General features: G+C 71.2%; 16 protein-coding genes and 1 pseudogene. 9 read left to right on the top strand and 8 right to left on the bottom strand.

Annotated features, from left to right (window positions below; genetic code table 11):
- Positions 1 to 76: 76 nt before the first annotated feature.
- Both SL103_RS25255 and SL103_RS38940 read right to left on the bottom strand, forming a co-directional pair.
- Positions 77 to 1,096: a zinc-binding dehydrogenase gene (locus SL103_RS25255; protein WP_069571231.1), complete on the bottom strand. Its 1,020-nt coding sequence runs from the start codon at positions 1,094 to 1,096 to the stop codon at positions 77 to 79.
- A gap of 269 nt (positions 1,097 to 1,365) precedes the next feature.
- Positions 1,366 to 1,631 (bottom strand): annotated as a pseudogene (locus SL103_RS38940) (aldo/keto reductase); the annotation flags it as partial.
- A gap of 175 nt (positions 1,632 to 1,806) precedes the next feature.
- Here SL103_RS38940 and SL103_RS25245 point away from each other — a divergent pair.
- A complete protein-coding gene (locus SL103_RS25245; protein WP_069571229.1) occupies positions 1,807 to 2,727 on the top strand; it encodes a helix-turn-helix transcriptional regulator in 921 nt (306 codons plus the stop codon).
- A gap of 59 nt (positions 2,728 to 2,786) precedes the next feature.
- Here SL103_RS25245 and SL103_RS25240 read toward each other — a convergent pair whose 3' ends face one another.
- Complete coding sequence (locus SL103_RS25240; RefSeq protein ID WP_069571228.1) at positions 2,787 to 4,037, bottom strand: MFS transporter; 1,251 nt, start codon at positions 4,035 to 4,037, stop codon at positions 2,787 to 2,789.
- Positions 4,038 to 4,166: 129 nt separating this feature from the next.
- Here SL103_RS25240 and SL103_RS25235 point away from each other — a divergent pair, with 129 nt between their 5' ends.
- A complete protein-coding gene (locus SL103_RS25235; protein ID WP_069571227.1) occupies positions 4,167 to 5,096 on the top strand; it encodes a LysR family transcriptional regulator in 930 nt (309 codons plus the stop codon).
- Between the two features lie 70 nt (positions 5,097 to 5,166).
- Here the strand turns inward: SL103_RS25235 and SL103_RS25230 are convergent, their stop codons facing one another.
- The 5 genes from SL103_RS25230 to SL103_RS25210 all read right to left on the bottom strand — a co-directional run bounded on the left by SL103_RS25230 (position 5,167) and on the right by SL103_RS25210 (position 10,978).
- Positions 5,167 to 5,913, bottom strand: a complete 747-nt coding sequence (locus SL103_RS25230) for a hypothetical protein (RefSeq protein WP_069571226.1) — start codon at positions 5,911 to 5,913, stop codon at positions 5,167 to 5,169.
- 488 nt (positions 5,914 to 6,401) lie between these two features.
- A complete protein-coding gene (locus SL103_RS25225; protein WP_069571225.1) occupies positions 6,402 to 7,874 on the bottom strand; it encodes a catalase in 1,473 nt (490 codons plus the stop codon).
- A 191-nt stretch (positions 7,875 to 8,065) separates the two neighbouring features.
- Positions 8,066 to 9,145 (bottom strand): thiamine pyrophosphate-binding protein, encoded by a 1,080-nt coding sequence (locus SL103_RS25220; RefSeq protein ID WP_244304033.1) that lies wholly within the window; start codon positions 9,143 to 9,145, stop codon positions 8,066 to 8,068.
- Positions 9,146 to 9,150: 5 nt separating this feature from the next.
- Positions 9,151 to 10,047: a 2-hydroxy-3-oxopropionate reductase gene (locus SL103_RS25215; protein WP_069571224.1), complete on the bottom strand. Its 897-nt coding sequence runs from the start codon at positions 10,045 to 10,047 to the stop codon at positions 9,151 to 9,153.
- A gap of 91 nt (positions 10,048 to 10,138) precedes the next feature.
- Complete coding sequence (locus SL103_RS25210) at positions 10,139 to 10,978, bottom strand: TIM barrel protein (protein ID WP_069571223.1); 840 nt, start codon at positions 10,976 to 10,978, stop codon at positions 10,139 to 10,141.
- Positions 10,979 to 11,113: 135 nt separating this feature from the next.
- On the opposite strand from SL103_RS25210, the gene SL103_RS25205 reads away from it, so the two are divergent.
- The 7 genes from SL103_RS25205 (at position 11,114) to SL103_RS25175 (ending at position 16,712) form a co-directional block, all read left to right on the top strand.
- Positions 11,114 to 11,383: a hypothetical protein gene (locus SL103_RS25205; protein WP_077193864.1), complete on the top strand. Its 270-nt coding sequence runs from the start codon at positions 11,114 to 11,116 to the stop codon at positions 11,381 to 11,383.
- Complete coding sequence (locus SL103_RS25200) at positions 11,380 to 11,760, top strand: helix-turn-helix domain-containing protein (RefSeq protein ID WP_069571221.1); 381 nt, start codon at positions 11,380 to 11,382, stop codon at positions 11,758 to 11,760. Before SL103_RS25205 ends, SL103_RS25200 begins: the two co-directional genes overlap by 4 nt.
- A gap of 171 nt (positions 11,761 to 11,931) precedes the next feature.
- Positions 11,932 to 12,483, top strand: a complete 552-nt coding sequence (gene uraD, locus SL103_RS25195) for a 2-oxo-4-hydroxy-4-carboxy-5-ureidoimidazoline decarboxylase (protein WP_069571220.1) — start codon at positions 11,932 to 11,934, stop codon at positions 12,481 to 12,483.
- A complete protein-coding gene (uraH, locus tag SL103_RS25190) occupies positions 12,480 to 12,893 on the top strand; it encodes a hydroxyisourate hydrolase (protein WP_069571219.1) in 414 nt (137 codons plus the stop codon). Before uraD ends, uraH begins: the two co-directional genes overlap by 4 nt.
- A 7-nt stretch (positions 12,894 to 12,900) precedes the next feature.
- Positions 12,901 to 13,824: a factor-independent urate hydroxylase gene (gene pucL / locus SL103_RS25185; protein WP_069571218.1), complete on the top strand. Its 924-nt coding sequence runs from the start codon at positions 12,901 to 12,903 to the stop codon at positions 13,822 to 13,824.
- Between the two features lie 83 nt (positions 13,825 to 13,907).
- Positions 13,908 to 15,284, top strand: coding sequence for a nucleobase:cation symporter-2 family protein (locus SL103_RS25180; RefSeq protein ID WP_069571217.1), 1,377 nt, complete (start codon positions 13,908 to 13,910; stop codon positions 15,282 to 15,284).
- Between the two features lie 42 nt (positions 15,285 to 15,326).
- Positions 15,327 to 16,712, top strand: coding sequence for an 8-oxoguanine deaminase (locus SL103_RS25175; RefSeq protein ID WP_069571216.1), 1,386 nt, complete (start codon positions 15,327 to 15,329; stop codon positions 16,710 to 16,712).
- Positions 16,713 to 16,921 lie beyond the last annotated feature (209 nt).

The raw sequence follows: 16,921 nt of genomic DNA, 5'->3' as shown, positions 1-16,921 counted from the left end.
CCTCGGTGCCGCCGCCCCCGGCGAGTGGATTTCGTCGGGGCGGGGCGGGCGTGCGGGGGCACCGGGGCGTTGCTGGTCAGAGGGCGAGAAGGGCCTTGAGGACGCGACGGTCGGCCATGGCCCGATAGGCGTCCGGAGTCCCGTCGAGCGAGAAGCTCTTGTCGAAGACGCGGCCGGGCTCGATGGTGCCGTCCAGGATGTCGGGCAGGAGCTCGTCGATATAGGCACGGGCCGGGCTGGCGCCGCCGGTCAGCGTGAGGTTCCGCATGATCATGGAAGGGCCGACGGGGCCCTCCTCGTACTGCGGGACACCCAGGCGGCTGATGGTGCCGCCGTCGATGACCGAGCCGAGAGCCGTCTGCAGCGTCTGGCGGGTGCCGACGGCCTCGATGACCTTCTCCACACCGTCGCCACCGGTCAGGTCCCGTACCCGGGCGATGCCTTCCTCGCCGCGCTCGGCGACGACGTCGGTGGCGCCGAAGTCACGGCCCAGGTCGGTGCGGGCCGCGTGCCGGCCCATCAGGATGATCCGTTCGGCGCCGCGGCGCCTGGCGGCGATCACCGCGCACAGGCCCACCGCGCCGTCCCCGATGACCAGCACGTCGTCGCCGTGGCCGACGCCGGCGGTGACCGCGCCGTGGTGGCCGGTGGTCATCACGTCCGACAGGGCCAGCAGCGAGGGCAGCAGTGCGGCGTCCGCGGCGACGGGCAGCCTGACCAGGGTCCCGTCGGCCTGGGGCACGCGCACCGCCTCGCCCTGGCCGCCGTCCACGCCGTCGAAGCCGTAGCGGCCGCCCTGCCGGCAGGAGAAGTGCAGGCCCCGGGCGCAGTGGTCGCAGGTGTTGTCGCAGTAGGTGAAGGGGGCGACGACCAGATCACCGGTCCGGACGCCGGAGACGTCGGAGCCGGTGTCCTCGACCACGCCGAGGAACTCGTGGCCCATGGGACGGCCGGTGCCGGTGGCGGGCATCGACTTGTAGGGCCACAGGTCGCTGCCGCACACGCACGACAGGACGGTGCGCACCACGGCGTCGGTGGGCTGCTGGATCGTGGGGTCGGGCCGGTTCTCGATCCGGACGTCGCCGGCTCCGTACATCACTGCTGCGCGCACAGGGGCGCTCCTTCTCTGTTCGTGCGGGTCTTCCGGGGGTTCGCCGACGGACCTGGGCGTCGGCGGGGCGGCTGGGTGCGGCGCGCGCTCAGCGTTCGAGCATCCGCAGCCCGGCTTCGGTGTGGGTCTCACCGGCGGCCGGGGGCAGGCTGCTGAGCCTGTCGAGCTGTTCGGCGGTCAGCCGGACGTCGTCGGCGGAGGTCTTCTCCTCGACCCGCTGCACCCGCTTGGTGCCGAGGATCGGTGCGATGTCGTCCGGCGTGCGGGACCAGGCCGAACTTCGTCGCCGGCACGACCTGGTCGCGGCGGCCCCGCAACGCGCGGCCCAGCAGCTCCTCGTTGACGTAGGGCCGTAGATCTCGGCGGTGTCGATCAGCGTGACACCCAGTTCCAGCGCCCGGTGCAGGGTCCGTACGGATTCCGCCTCGTCCGTGCCGGAATCGGTGTAGCCGTGGGACATCCCCATCGTGCCCAGCCCGATCCGGGAAACCTCCAGGTCACGCAGTTTGATGTAACGCATCCGCGCTCTCCACTCCCTCGTCCTTCCGGGGCGTCGGCCCGTGCCCGGCGGCACCGGACGCCGCGTACCCACCGTCGCGCTTTCCCGTGCCCGCCGGCAGGCCGGGCCGTTCGGGGTAATGACAGGGCCCCCCACCGCACTGCCTCCCAGGTCAGCGCGGTGTGACACTGAAGCCATGGCATCGGAGCACACCACCGCCGGCAGTGAGGGCGCGCAGCTGGGCCGGTTCCTGCGGGCCCGCCGCACCGGGACCACCCCCGACGAGGTCGGCCTCACCGCCGGCACCGGGCTGCGCCGCACTCCCGGGCTGCGCCGCGAGGAACTGGCCACCCTGGCCGGCATCAGCATCGACTACTACGTCCGTCTGGAGCGCGGCAAGGAGACCCGCCCCAGCCCCGCCGTCCTCGATTCCCTCGCCCGGGCGCTGCACCTCGACGACCAGGAACACCAGCACCTGAGGGATCTCGCCGCCCGCGCCGCCCGCTACGCACCCGAACCGCCCCCGGCCCCGAGCCGCACCGTGCGCCCCCACCTCCAACTGCTGCTGGAGACGATGCGCCCCAACCCGGCCTATCTCCTCAGCCGCAGCATGGACGTCCTCGCCTGGAATCCCGGCGGCCTCGCGCTGTACGCGGGGCTGGGCGACTGGCCGGCGCCGCAACGCAACCTGGCCCGCTACCTCTTCCTCCACCCCGCCGCCCGCGAGTTGTTCCCCCACTGGGACACCCAGGTCCGTGCCTGCGTCTCCCGCCTGCGCGCCGTCGCGGGCACCGCTCCCGACGCCCCCGACCTCACCCACGTCGTCGGCGAGCTGCTCCTCAAGAGCCCCGACTTCGCCAAACTCTGGGAACGCTACGACGTGACCGGCCGCAAACCCGCCCACAAGACTTTCCAGCACCCCCAGGTCGGCACGCTCACCCTCACCGCCCAGGCCATGTACCTGGAAGGCACCCCGGGGCAGCGTCTCGGCGTCTACACCGCCGAACCCGGCACCCCCGACCACGACGCCCTGCTGTTGCTGGACCTCACCGCGCCTCCGTCGGCCCCGCACCACCCACCCGTGAGGGACCCGGAGCAGTCGCGCGGACGTCCCTGACCGCCGGCCCCGGGCCGGCTCGGCCGGCAGGAGCCGGGACGCCCACGACGTACGGCGTGTCAGGTGAGGCTCGCGGCCTGCTCCCTTGTGTCCAGCGGCGCGTGCTCGCGGCGCGGGAGCAGCAGCGGGGTGGCCAGGAGGAGGACTCCGGCGACCGCGATCGCGGTGCGCGGGCCGATGGCGGCGGCCAGCAGGCCCCACACGGCGGTCAGGGCGGCGATGGCGGCGCTGCTGCTGACCGACCACGCCGTCAGGGTGCGGACAACCCGGTCGGTGGCGGTGTGGTCGAGCCGGCAGGTGGACAGCACCGGGTTGAACAGGCCGCAGCAGGTCACCAGGCCGAATTGGACGACCATGATGAGGACGAGCCCGGGGACACCGGGCCGCACGAACGCCAATCCGACGGACCAGCACGCACGCAGCAGCCCGGCCGTGTACAGCACCTTGTGCTGCCCGAACCGCGCCACGAGGCGGGGTGCCAGCCGCGAGCCGACCAGGCCACCGATGCACGGCGCCGCGAACGCGAGACCGTACTCCCAGGGCGCGAACCCGAGACGGCCCAGCAGCAGTACGGCGAGCAGCGGCTCGGTCGCCATGATCAGGCCGTTGACCACGATCGAGTTGAAGAACAGCGGGCGCAGCGTGGGGTGGCCGAGGACGAAGCGCCAGCCTTCCAGCAGCTCGCCCGCGCGGAGCCGCGCCGCGCCGGCCCGCGCGGGGCGCGGTTCCGTCCCGCCGATGGCGTGCAGGCCCAGCGCCGAGAGCAGGTAGCTGACCGCGTCGGCCACCACGGTCGTCATCGGGCCGAACATCCCCATCGCCGCACCGCCCAGCGGCGGCCCGACCACCGTCGCGGTCCACGTCGTGGACTCGAACCGGCCGTTCGCGACGAGCAGGTCCTCCGGTGGCACGAGCGCCTTCAGATACGCACCGCTGGCCGCCCTGAAGGCGATGTCCGCCGCGGCGACGGCGACGGACACGACGAGGAGCTGGGCGAAGCTGAGCCGGCCGAGCGCGAACGCGGCGGGGACACTCAGCAACGCCGCGCACCGGGCCAGGTCCATCGCCACCATGACCGGCCGCTTGCGGCGGAACTCCACCCACGGACCGAGCGGCACCGCGACCAGCGCCCCCACGGCCCGCCCAGCGGCGGCCAGCGCCGCCACCTGGGTCGGCCCGGAGTGCAGCAGCAGGACCGCGATCATGGGAAACGCCCCGAACCGGAGCCCGGTGCCGTACGAGCTGACGACGAACGCCGCCCACAACCACCCGAACTGCCGCCCCAACGCCCGCCGACCCGTCGTCCTCAACGCCGCTCTCCCCCGATCCGAACAACCTCACGCTGACCCTCGGCATCAAAGCGGCTCGCGGATACCCGGATCAAACAACCGATCAGCCAGGCAGACACAACCATCCGTTGTGCAGATATCCTGGGCGGCGTGGATCTGGACGCTGTGCGCACCTTCGTGGCCGCCGCGGAAGCGGGGCGGTTCCAGGACGCCGCCGCGGAATTGTCGGTCACCCAGCAGGCCGTCTCCAAACGCATCGCCACACTGGAGAAGATCCTCGGCGTGCGGCTGTTCACCCGCACCGCGCGCGGGGCGAAGCTCACCATCGACGGCCAGGCGTTCCTGCCCCACGCCCGCGACCTCCTACGGGCCGAGGAGCGGGCACTCGCCTCCGTGCGTCCCGGCCGTCGCGCGCTGCGCGTCGACGTGATCGGCCGACGGCTCGCCCCGGCCGCCCTGCTGCGGGACTTCCACCGCGCGCAGCCCGAGGTCGAGCTCGATGTGGTGACCCTCTTCGACGCCGACGCGGCCATCGACGCCGTCCGGTCCGGCACGATCGACGCGTCCTTCCGTGCCGTCACCCACTCCGGCCGGCAGCTCCCCGACGACATCCGGGTCGCCCGGGTCTCCGACGAGCCCATCCAGCTGCTCACCGGGCCCGCCCACGAGCTCGCCGCGGCTCGTGAGGTCACGCCCGCGGAGCTCGTCGGACACCGGATCTGGATGCCCGGCCTCGTGCCCGGAACCGAGTGGGCCGGCTACTACGAGGCACTCGCCGCCACGTTCGGGCTCACCATCGAGAGCACCGGCCCCGACTTCGGCACCGAGCCCCTGCTGGACACCATCGCCGACTCCCGGTCCCTGGCGACCTTCGTCGGCGAGCAGACCCTCCTGGTCTGGCCCGCCGACCACGGCCTGCGGCGGATCGCCGTACACGACCCGACACCGGTCTACCCGCACTCGCTGGTCTGGCACCGCGACAACCCGCACCCGGCGCTCGCCGCGCTCCGCGAACACCTCCGCTCCGGGCGGTTCGGCCCGTCCGGCACCAGGACCTGGACCCCGACGTGGGCGGGGTGAGCAGGGCCGGCGTCCCCGGGCGCGTGAGCGGAGCGGACCACCCGGTACGGGCCCGCGCGCCGCACCCCCGTCAGCGCCCTTCCGCGCCGTACTTGATCAGTTCGTCGGCGGGGTCGTTGACCGGCTGCGGGGTGCCCGTGAGGTCCATGACGAACAGCGGGAGACGCAGCTCGTCCGCGCGGGCCCGGGCGTCACGCGCATAGCCGGCCAGGGAGAAGAAGACCGCGAGGGCCGAGTCGTTGAGGCCGTTGAGCCAGACGCACTCGATCTCGCGCAGCTTGGTGGCCCGGGTGGTGGGGTCGACCTGGGCGACCACGCCGGTGCCGCGCAGGTCGACGCCGGAGGCGGTCCGCTCCTGGGTCCGTGCCACATCGGTGTACCCCAGCCACTTCAGATACTGCTCGGCGGCGGTGACGCAGTCGCGGGCCGTACGGATCGTGACCGGGCGGAACGCGGGCCGCAGGATGGCGCGCGGCGGGTCGTCGGTGGCCGCCGGCGGCGCGGGCCGGGGCGCCTGCCTGCCGGGCGAGGGGAAGTTGGGCGCCGGCAGCGGGGGTGCCGGGGCGACCGGGACCCGGACGACCGTGCCGCAGGCGCAGCCGGACTCCGGCGCCGGCCACTCGTCCTGCCGGCCGCAGACCTCGCAGCGCACCTCGACCCAGGACGCCTGCCAGGTGCGGTGGAGTATCTCGACCGGCACTCCGCCGCGCAGTACGGGCATGGTCAGCGGGGCACCACACGCGCACGGGAAGGTGGGCGGGGTGAAGGCGTTCTCGCGGCGGCACGTGGGGCATCGCACCGGCACGCTGTCGGCCATGGTCGGCTCCTGGCGGGTAGGGCGGCTGTCCACTCGATTCTGCCGCTGCCCCCATCGTCTCGCCAAAGCCGGTTGCCCGGGGCCGAATCGCGACGAGAACGCCGGCTCGCGGAAGAAGCAGGGGGAGCCACGGCGCACGTGGGGCGCATGGCCGAGCATCGCGTCCGCTCCCGGGGCGGGCCGACGCACAGGACCCGGAATCCGTGACCGTACGGATTCCGGGCCCTGTGCCGTGGGTCCCGTCCGACAGTGCGAGAGTTGGGCGCGACGGGACATCGCACCGCCGGACGGAGTCTGGGCGGGGGTGGGAAAGGGGGAGGAGGCGGGCTCCGCGGCGGGGGAGACGGCTCGCCCTTCCTTGTCGGACGAGCACTGCCACCGCACTGGAATCTCCCCGTGTACCGCGGAGCTCGCGCTTCCTCTCCGTACCGGCCGACCACCCCTCAACGGGCCGGCCGGTACGGATGCGCAAGGAAACTGACCTCCCGTCAGTCCTCGCGCAGCTCGCGGACGCGCGCCTCGACGCGCTTGCCGTAGTCCTGGTCGGCCGCGTGGAAGTGGGCGAGGTTCTTCTCGATCACGTCGTCGCGGCTGACCTGGGACAGACCGCCGGCGATGTTGTCGACCAGGCGCTTCTTCTCGTCCTGCGACATCAGGCGGTAGAGCTCACCGGCCTGGAAGAAGTCGTCGTCCTTGGTGTGCGCCGGGGCCTCGTGGGTGCCGACGTAGCCGGAGACGGCGAGCGGCGCGGAGAGCGGCTGGCCGGTCTCCGCCGGGCCGTCGTAGGAGTTGGGCTCGTAGTTCTTGGCGTGCCGGTCGTAGGCGTTGGTCGCCATGAGGCCGTCGCGGCCGTAGTTGTTGGCCTTGGTCGCCTTCGGGGCGTTCACCGGCAGCTGGGTGTGGTTGACGCCCAGGCGGTAGCGGTGCGCGTCGGCGTAGGCGAACAGCCGTCCCTGCAGCATCTTGTCCGGGGACGGGCCGATGCCGGGCACGAAGTTGTTCGGCGAGAACGCGGACTGCTCGACCTCGGCGAAGACGTTGTCGGGGTTGCGGTCCAGGACCAGCCGGCCCACCCGCTGCAGCGGGTAGTCGGCGTGCGGCCACACCTTGGTCAGGTCGAACGGGTTGAAGCGGTAGTTGGCCGCCTCGGCCGCCGGCATGACCTGCACGTACAGCGTCCAGGAGGGGTACACGCCCCGCTCGATCGACTGCAGCAGGTCGGTCTGGTGGCTGTTGGGGTCCTTGCCCGCCAGCTCGGCGCCCTGCTCGCTGCTCAGGCAGCGGATGCCCTGGTTCGTCTTGAAGTGGTACTTGACGAAGAAGGACTCGCCCTGGGCGTTGGTCCACTGGTAGGTGTGCGAGCCGTAGCCGTTCATGTGGCGGTAGGAGGCCGGGATGCCGCGGTCGCCCATCAGCCAGGTGATCTGGTGGGTGGCCTCGGGGGCGTGCGCCCAGAAGTCCCAGACGTTGTCCGCTTCCTGCTTGCCCGTGAAGGGGTCGCGCTTCTGCGAGTGGATGAAGTCGGGGAACTTGATCGGGTCCTTGATGAAGAACACCGGGGTGTTGTTGCCGACGAGGTCGTAGTTGCCCTCTTCGGTGTAGAACTTCAGGGCGAAGCCCCGCGGGTCGCGGGCCGCGTCCGGGCCGCCGAGGTTGTCGGCGACGGTGGAGAAGCGGATGAACGTCTCGGTCCGCTTGCCGACGGTGTTCAGGAAGTCGGCCCGGGTGAAGGCCGTGACGTCGTCGGTCACCTCGAAGTACCCGTACGCGCCCGAGCCGCGGGCGTGCACGACGCGCTCCGGGATGCGCTCGCGGTTGAAGCGGGCGAGCTTCTCCAGCAGGTGCTGGTCCTGGAGGATGATCGGGCCGCCGACGCCGGCGGTTGAGGAGTTCTGGTTGTCGGCGACGGGGGCGCCAGCCTCCGTAGTGAGAACGCGCGCCGTCGGCGTGGGCTTCGACATGGTGACCTTCCGTACGAGAGCGCGGAAGTTGGCTTCCGCATGTCGGAGCGTAAGAAGGGCTCCGACCAAACGTCAACAGTTTGTTGAAACAAACCTGGGCGGTAACGAGGGGTATTCCGGACGGCGGCCGCGCCTGGGCGCGACAGGACAGGTGTCAGCGCAGCCACCGCCCGGAAGCTCGGGGGAGGCCGTCAGGCGGGCCGGACCTCCATGAGGACCGGGCGCCGTGTGGAGACGGCTTCCTTGCGGGCCCACTCGGTCACCGAGCGGAGCTCCGCGGGGTCGGCCGGACCGGTGAGGCGCCGGCCTGCGCAGCCGTACGCCTCGACGAGCTTCACGGCATCCGTGAAGTCCGCGTCCTGGCCGGGAGGGGTGAGCGTGACCAGTACGAACGGCACCTCGTACCGGGCCGCGGCGGCCAGTTCCCCGGCCATGAACGCCCAGTCGTGACCGTCGACGACCACCACGACCTCGGCGTCCCGCTCACCCCGGGAGTCCAGGGCCTTGCGCACCCCGATCGCGGCGGGCACCTCCCAACCGGGAGGACCGCTGCGGGCACAGGGACCGGCCGCGCCGCTGACCACGTACGCGTCCGGCCCGAAGGCATCGGCGATCTCCGCGACGGCGGCGGGCGCGGGGCCGGTGTCCCCGGCCGGAACGGCGTGCCCGGCGACCGCCCGCGGGGTCCCGGCCTGCGGGGGCCGGAATCCGGACCCGGCGGTGTGCCCGGCGTCGTGGACGATCTCCGTCGCGGCCAGGTCGGCCGGGACGTCGATCAGGACCGGGCCGGGGCGGCCGTCCCGCGCGATCCGGAACGCCTCACGGAAGGCTCCCGGAATCCGGGCTGGATCCTCGATCCGCTCGGCGCGCTTGGTGACCGCCCCGGCCAGCCGGAGGAGGTCCGGCGGCCGGAAGCCCGCGTGGCGCAGCCGGCCGCCCGACCCCGGACCGGCCCCCTCCCGACCGGTGAGGCACACCAGGGGGACCGCGTCCCGCTGGGCCGCGTACAGCCCGGTGACCAGCCGTGCCGCCCCGGGGCCCGCGGGCACCGCGGCGATGCCGACCTTCCCGCTCGTACGGGCCCAGCCGTCCGCCATGTGCGCGGCGGCCTCTTCGTGGCGCACCGACAGCTGCTCGATGCCGCCGGCCTCCGTCATCGCCGCGTGGAGCGGGAGGAGCGCGGCACCGGGGCAGCCGAAGACGATCTCCACGCCCTCGTCCCGCATGATCTGGACGGCCGCCCGTATGGCGGGAATCCGCTGCGCCGCCACGGTTCTCAGCTTTCGGTGGTGTGTCCGGAGAGGCGTTCGACGCCGCGCAGGAGGGCGGAGTGGTCCAGGCCGCCGTCGCCCTGGGCGCGCAGGGAGGCGACGAGGGAGGCGACGAGGGAGCCGACGGGCAGGGCGGCGCCGACGGTGCGGGCGGCGTCGGTGACGATGCCCATGTCCTTGTGGTGCAGGTCGATGCGGAAGCCGGGCTTGAAGTCGCGGTTTTTGAAGTTGTCGGTCTTGCGGGTCAGGACGGTGGAGCCGGCCAGGCCGCCGTTCAGGACGTCGAGGGCGGCGGCGAGGTCGACGCCGGACTTCTCCAGGAAGACCACCGCTTCGGCGCAGGCTTGGATGTTGACGGCGACGATGAGCTGGTTGGCGGCCTTGACGGTCTGGCCGGAGCCGTGCGGGCCGCACAGCACGATGGTCTTGCCCAGGGCCTCCAGTACGGGGCGGGCGGCGTCGAAGTCGGCCTGCTGACCGCCGACCATGATCGACAGCACGGCCTCGACGGCGCCGGCCTCACCACCGGAGACGGGGGCGTCCAGCACGCGGATGCCCTTGTCGCCGGCGGCCTTGGCCAGGTCGATGGAGGTCTGCGGGGTGATCGAGGACATGTCGATCAGCAGCGCGCCGGATTTGGCGTTGTCCACGATGCCGTCGGGGCCGTAGGCGATGGCCTCGACCTGCGGGGAGGCCGGGACCATGGTGATCACGATGTCGGCGTCCTTGACCGCCTCGGCGATCGAGCCGGCCGCGGTGCCGCCGGCCTGCGCCAGCCGCTCCAGCTTGTCGGCCTCCAGGGTGTAGCCGGTCACGGCGTAGCCGGCCTTGATCAGGTTCTCGGCCATGGGCGAGCCCATGATGCCCAGACCGATCCACGCAATCTTGGGAAGGGTGCTCATCAGATGCCTTTCGAAAAACGTGCTGGTCAAAAACGCGCGACACGCGCAGGGGCAAGCGCGCCGGTTCGCCGGTTGCTTCGCGGCGCGCCGGTTACTCGGCGGCGCGCCGGTCGGCGGGCAGCCAGGTGAAGGCGTCGGCGCTGGGTGCGTCGCCCGGCTTGTACTCCAGGCCGATGAAGCCGTCGTAGTCGGCCTTGGTCAGCCGCGTGAGCAGGGCGTCGAAGTCCAGCTGCCCGGTGCCGGGGGCGCCGCGGCCGGGGTTGTCCGCGATCTGCACATGGGCGGTCTTGCCGGTGTAGCGGTCGATGACCTCCTCCAGGTCCTCGCCGTTCATCGACAGGTGGTACAGATCCATCAGGAAGCGGGCGTTGTCCAGCCCGGTCGCCGCGTTCACCGCGTCGACGACCTCGATCGCCCTGGGCGCCGAGACGATCGGGCAGGCCGGCGACTCCGGGGCGTTGAGCGCCTCGATCAGCAACGTGCCCTCGACCTCGGCCACCGCACGCGCGGCGAAGGCCAGGTTCTCCAACGCCAGCCGGTCCTGCTCCTCGCTCGAGACGCCCTCGACGCGGTTGCCGTACAGGGCGTTGAAGCTCGTGCACCCCAGCGAACGGGCGAACTCCACCGCCACCGGCACATTCGCACGAAACCGCTCCGACTCCTCCCCCGGAATCGACAACGCCCCCCGGTCCGGACCCGGCAACCGCCCCGCGTAGAAGTTCAACCCCACCAACCGCGTCCCGGCATCCTCCAACGCCGCCCGCAGCGCCGCCAGCTCCGACGCCTCCGGCACCGGGGCATCCACCCACGGCCACCACAACTCCACCGCCGTGAACCCCGCCGCCCGCGCGGCCGCCGGCCGCTCCAGCAACGCAAGCTCGGTGAACAGGATCGACAGATTGACGTTGAAGCGCGTGTCCGGGAAACCCATAAGAGCGGCACTCCTTCCGGATAGTGGAACTGTTTTTCTGCTTAACGGAACACTGCCCGGCGGGCTCGGAGGCTGTCAAGAGGGCCTAGAGGCAATTTCTGGTGGGCGGGCCGAACCGCGCGTAGGTTGAGCGACGTGCGATTGAGAGTTGAGTTCACGACGGAACCGTTCGATCTGGACGAGGCACCGGAGCATGCGGTGGTGGCCCGGGACGTCGTCACCGGTGCCGAGCTGGACGCCGTCGACGTCGGCCCGTTCGGCAACACGGCCGAGGGGGATGCCGAGCAGGTGCTCGGAGCGGTCTCCGCGCTGCTGCGCGAATCCCTGCGGGCGGGTGCCACCCGGGTCTCCCTGCAGGTCAACGTGATCGGGGAAGCCGGGCGGGGCGAGGGGGACGCGACGTGACCGAGCCCGCCGACCACCCGTTCGTCCAGGCGGTCAAGCCGCTGGTGGACGCGATGGGCGGACAGATGATCGCCCCCGACCTGGCCCAGGGTGACGACGTCGTCCTCGCGTGGGAGGGGCAGGACCGGGTGGCCGTACGGCTCCCGCACCTGTCGGATTCGCTCGACCACATCCTGGCCGAGCTCCAGCGCCGGCACGGCATGCCGCTGGCGGAGCTGGACCGCAAGACCAAACAGTCGGTGGTGCGCATCCTGGAGACGCGGGGCGCCTTCTCGGTGCGGCACGGTGTCGAGACCGTGGCCGGCGCCCTGGGCGTCAGCCGTTTCACCGTCTACAACTACTTGAACAGGGAGAATGCCGCGAAGGACGCCGACTGAGGCGAACGGTCCGAGATTCCCGCTCCGGCCGCCGAAGCCGCCGTCCCGCAACCCCGGACGGCGGCTTTTGTGTCGCCGAGTTTTCAACAAAGTGTTGACGTGATGTTGCCGGGGGTCTTAGCTGTTTCCAGCCAAGCAGAGCTGTCCAGCACCAGGCCACGGAGGCTTCCCGTGTCTTCGACCACCCAGCGTTCGACGGGGGTCACCCCCGAGCCCCCGTCGGGGCTCGCCCGGTTCAACACCGCCGATGACAGTACGGCACGGGCCGTCCTGCACGAGGTGTGTGCCAGCCGGGCCTGGGGGAGCAAGGTCCTCGCCCGGCGCCCCTACGCCACCACCGACGCCCTGTTCACCGCCAGCGACGCCGCCACGGCCGAGCTGACCGCGGAGGATCTGGCCGAGGCGATGGCCGGGCACCCGCCCATCGGCCGGCCGAAGCCCGGAGACCCGACCTCGTCCCGCGAGCAGAGCGGGATGGCCGGCGCCTCCGACGAGCTCAGGACGGAGATGCTCGAACTCAACCTGGCCTACCAGGAGAAGTTCGGGCACGTCTTCCTGATCTGCGCCTCCGGCCGTACCGGGGAGCAGATGCGCGATGCGGTCCGTAACCGGATCGACAACACGCCGGAACAGGAACGAGAGATCGTTCGTGTGGAGCTCGGCAAGATCAACCGCATTCGCCTGACCCGTATCGCGGAACACGCAGAAGGAGACGCAGCATGAGCAGCGAGACGGCTGCACGGACGTCGGTGTCCACGCACATCCTGGACACCAGCGTGGGCCGCCCCGCGGAGGGTGTCGCCCTCACGCTCTCGGTGCGCTCCGGCAGCGACGGCACCTGGACCGCCCACGGCGCGTCCAAGACCGACGCGGACGGGCGCTGCAAGGACCTGCCGGCACTGCCGGAAGGCACCACCCACGTGCGCCTCGACTTCGAGACCGAGGCGTACTTCGTTTCCCATCAGCACAGTTCCGACAAGCAAGCCGAGGAACAGCAGGACGCCCCCCGCGTAAGGGACAGCGGAGCTTTCTTCCCGGAGGTGGCAATCACCTTTGCCGTCAAGCCGGGCGAGCACTATCACGTACCGCTGCTGCTCAACCCGTTCGGCTACTCCGTATACCGAGGGAGCTAGCACCGACATGCCCACGATTCTCGGCCAGAACCAGTACGGCAAAGCGGAAAACCGCGTCGTCAAGATCACCCGCGACGGCGACACCCACCACATCAAGGACCTCAACGTCTCCGTCGCGCTCTCCGGCGACCTGGAGGAGGTCCACCTCTCCGGTTCCAACGCCCACTGCCTGCCCACCGACACGACCAAGAACACCGTGTACGCCTTCGCCAAGGAGTACGGGATCGAGTCGGCCGAGCAGTTCGGCATCCATCTGGCCCGGCACTTCGTGACCAGCCAGGAGCCGATCCACCGGGCCCGGATCCGCATCGAGGAGTACGCCTGGGAGCGGATCGAGACCTCCGACGCCAACTCCCGCTTCATCGGCTCCGACGAGGTCAAGCACTCCTTCGTCCGCAAGGGCCAGGAGACCCGCCTGACCGAGATCACCTACGACGGTGAGCGGTGGCAGGTCATCTCCGGTCTGAAGGACCTCGTGGTGATGAACTCCACCAACTCGGAGTTCTGGGGATACATCAAGGACAAGTACACGACGCTGAAGGAGGCTTACGACCGCATCCTGGCCACCGAGGTATCGGGCCGCTGGCGGTTCAACTGGACCGACGACGACCAGCGGATGCCCAACTGGGAGCGTTCGTACGAGCAGGTGAAGAAGCACATGCTGCACGCCTTCGCCGAGACCTACAGCCTCTCCCTCCAGCAGACCCTGTACCAGATGGGTTCGCGCATCATCAACAACCGCTCCGAGATCGACGAGGTGCGGTTCTCGCTCCCGAACAAGCACCATTTCCTGGTGGACCTGGAGCCGTTCGGGCTCAAGAACGACAACGAGGTCTACTACGCGGCGGACCGCCCGTACGGCCTGATCGAAGCCACTGTTCTGCGCGACGGTGTCGAGCCCGCGATCCCGGTGGATCTGACGAACCTCTGAGCGGCTCCGACGCAACGCCGTGCCTCGCGTCCCCTCCCCACCCCGCAGCGGGGAGGGGACGCGGATCCTGAGGGGAACGACCCATGGCACAGCCATCGCAAGTCCCGCACCACCCCCCGCCCGCGGTCCACCCGGTGGACGAGAAGCCGGCGGCCAAGCGGCTCGTCCCAGCCGCGCTGCAGCACATCGCCGCCATGTACGCGGGTGTCGTCACCCCTCCGCTCATCATCGGCCAGGCCGTCGGCCTGGACGCCGCGGGCCGGACCCGGCTGATCGCCGCCGGCCTGCTCATCGCCGGGCTCGCCACGCTCCTGCAGACGCTCGGCGTCCGTACGTTCGCCGGCAACCGCCTGCCGTTCGTCAACGCGGCCAGCTCCGCCGGCATCACACCGATGCTCGCCATCGCCGAGACCACCGCCAAAGGCCACCAACTCCCCGCCATCTACGGGGCGGTGATGGTCGCCGGGGTCTTCTGCCTCGCCGTCGGACCGTTCTTCGGCAGACTGCTGCGCTTCTTCCCGCCCCTGGTCACCGGCGTCGTGATCACCCTCATCGGGGTCACGCTGATGCCCGTACCGGTCGGCTGGGCACAGGGCGGCGACAGGCGCGCCGCCGACTTCGGCGACATGAGCAACCTGGCCCTCGCCGCCTTCACTCTCGTGGTGATCCTGCTCATCCAGCGCTTCACCCAGGGCTTCGTCAAGCAGATCGCGCTGCTGATCGGCCTGGTCGTCGGCACGCTCGCGGCGATCCCGTTCGGGATGGCGAGCTTCGACGGGCTGCGCTCGGCCCCGGTCGCCGCGCTGCCCACCCCGTTCGCCTTCGGCCCGCCGGAGTTCCAGCCCGCCGCGATCCTCTCGCTGTGCATCGTGATGCTGGTGCTGATGACGGAGTCGGCGGCCGGGATGCTCGCCCTCGGCGAGATCTGCGACCGCCCGACCACCGGCACCACCCTCACCCGCGGACTGCGCACCGACGGCATCGCCACCCTGCTCGGCCCGGTCTTCGGCGGCTTCCCGACCAGCGCCTTCGCGCAGAACGTCGGGGTGGTCTCGCTGACCCGCGTGCGCAGCCGCTACGTCGTCGCGCTCGCCGGCGCCACCCTCCTGGTCCTCGGTGCCTTCCCCGTCCTGGGCGCCGTGGTCTCCCTGGTGCCGATGCCGGTGCTCGGCGGCGCGGGTATCGTCCTGTTCGGGTCGATCGCGGTCAGCGGTATCCGTACGCTCTCCGAGGCCGGTCTCGACGACAGCTCCAACATCATCCTGGTGGCCGTGTCGCTCGGCGCAGGCATCATCCCGCTCGCCGCGCCGACCTTCTACGCGGACTTCCCCGCCTGGGCACAGACCGTGCTCGGCTCCGGAATCAGTGCCGGAGCCCTGGTCGCGGTCCTGCTCAATCTCTTCTTCCACCATCTCGGCACCCGGAGTCGTTCCACGGTTCCGGCACTCAAATCCTCCTAGGGTCCTGCCGTGCCCACACCATCACCGGAAAGAGGAAGCACGATGGCACCATCGGCAGCCCAGCGCATCGTCATCGAGAACTGTGCGATCGCGACCGTCGACGCCGACGACACCGAGTACGCCACCGGCCATGTCGTCGTCGCCGGCAACATCATCGAGTCCATCGGCGCGGGCAAGGCACCCGAGGGGCTGGAGAACGTCGTCCGCCGGGTCGACGGCACCGGACACCTGGTCACCCCCGGCCTGGTGAACACCCATCACCACTTCTACCAGTGGATCACCCGGGGCCTGGCCACCGACCACAACCTGTTCAACTGGCTGGTCGCGCTCTACCCGACCTGGGCCCGCATCGACGCCCCGATGCTCGCCGCGGCCACCCAGGGCTCGCTGGGCATGATGGTCAAGGGCGGCGTCACCACCGCCTCCGACCACCACTACGTCTTCCCGCAGGGCTCCGGCGACCTGGTCGCCGCCGAGCTGGCCGCGGCCGCCGAGATCGGTGCCCGGATCACCCTGGCCCGCGGCTCGATGGACCGCAGCGAGAAGGACGGCGGGCTGCCCCCGGACTTCGCCGTGGAGACCACCGAGGGCGCCCTGCTGGCCACCGAGGAAGCCGTCGACAAGCACCACGACGCCTCCTTCGGCTCGATGGTGCACATCTCCGTGGCGCCCTGCTCGCCGTTCTCCGTCTCCACCGAGCTCCTGCGGGAAGGCGCCGTACTGGCCCGCCGCAAGGGCGTACGGATGCACACCCACGGCTCGGAGACCGTGGAGGAGGAGAAGTTCTGCCACGAGCTGTTCGGCATGGGCCCGACCGACTACTTCGAGTCGACCGGCTGGCTCGGTGACGACGTGTGGATGGCGCACTGCGTCCACATGAACGACTCCGACATCGCCGCCTTCGCCCGCACGGGCACCGGCGTGGCGCACTGCCCCTCCTCGAACGCGCGGCTGGCGGCCGGCATCGCCCGCGTCCCCGACATGCTCGCGGCCGGCGTCCCGGTCGGCCTCGGCGTCGACGGCACCGCCTCGAACGAGTCCGGCGAACTCCACACCGAGCTGCGCAACGCCCTGCTGATCAACCGCCTCGGTCCCCACAAGGAGGCCGCCCTCAACGCCCGCAAGGCGCTGCGGCTCGGCACCTACGGCGGCGCGCAGGTCCTCGGCCGGACCGCCGAGATCGGCTCGCTGGAGGCCGGCAAGCTCGCCGACCTGGTGCTGTGGAAGCTGGACGGCCTCGGCCACTCCTCCATCGCCGACCCGGTCACCGCGCTGGTCTTCGGCGCGGCCGCACCGATCACCCTCTCCCTCGTGGGCGGCAAGCCGGTCGTCGAGGACAACCACCTCACGAACGTCGACGAGGACGCCATCGCCCGCACCGCGCGGGCCGAGGCACAGCGTCTGGCCCGTATCGCCGCCGAGGGCTGACCCCTTCGGCGCGGTCCACGACCGACGCCACCCCAGACTCGGCCGGGAGGGACGGCTCCCGGCCGATCTTGTGGATCCGAGCGGGATCCACAAGAAGCCGGACCCCGGGGCGCGGGATCCCTCGCGCCCCGGGCCGGTCGACCTCCGCACCGCCGTTGACGCGCCACAAGCGCCGCCCGCACCACACGCTCACCAGGCGACTTCTCGCA

Source organism: Streptomyces lydicus (assembly GCF_001729485.1).
GTDB classification, from domain to species: Bacteria; Actinomycetota; Actinomycetes; order Streptomycetales; family Streptomycetaceae; genus Streptomyces; species Streptomyces lydicus_D.
Note: the sequence above shows the minus strand (reverse complement) of the source record. Positions and strands in the feature narration are given on the sequence as shown.

Bases quoted from the DNA above. Each gene is read 5' to 3' on its own strand.
- SL103_RS25255 (WP_069571231.1), bottom strand. From the start codon at position 1,096: ATGTACGGAGCCGGCGACGTCCGGATCGAGAACCGGCCCGACCCCACG.
- SL103_RS25245 (WP_069571229.1), top strand. From the start codon at position 1,807: ATGGCATCGGAGCACACCACCGCCGGCAGTGAGGGCGCGCAGCTGGGC.
- SL103_RS25230 (WP_069571226.1), bottom strand. From the start codon at position 5,913: ATGGCCGACAGCGTGCCGGTGCGATGCCCCACGTGCCGCCGCGAGAAC.
- SL103_RS25225 (WP_069571225.1), bottom strand. From the start codon at position 7,874: ATGTCGAAGCCCACGCCGACGGCGCGCGTTCTCACTACGGAGGCTGGC.
- SL103_RS25215 (WP_069571224.1), bottom strand. From the start codon at position 10,047: ATGAGCACCCTTCCCAAGATTGCGTGGATCGGTCTGGGCATCATGGGC.
- SL103_RS25210 (WP_069571223.1), bottom strand. From the start codon at position 10,978: ATGGGTTTCCCGGACACGCGCTTCAACGTCAATCTGTCGATCCTGTTC.
- uraH (WP_069571219.1), top strand. From the start codon at position 12,480: ATGAGCAGCGAGACGGCTGCACGGACGTCGGTGTCCACGCACATCCTG.
- pucL (WP_069571218.1), top strand. From the start codon at position 12,901: ATGCCCACGATTCTCGGCCAGAACCAGTACGGCAAAGCGGAAAACCGC.
- SL103_RS25180 (WP_069571217.1), top strand. From the start codon at position 13,908: ATGGCACAGCCATCGCAAGTCCCGCACCACCCCCCGCCCGCGGTCCAC.
- SL103_RS25175 (WP_069571216.1), top strand. From the start codon at position 15,327: ATGGCACCATCGGCAGCCCAGCGCATCGTCATCGAGAACTGTGCGATC.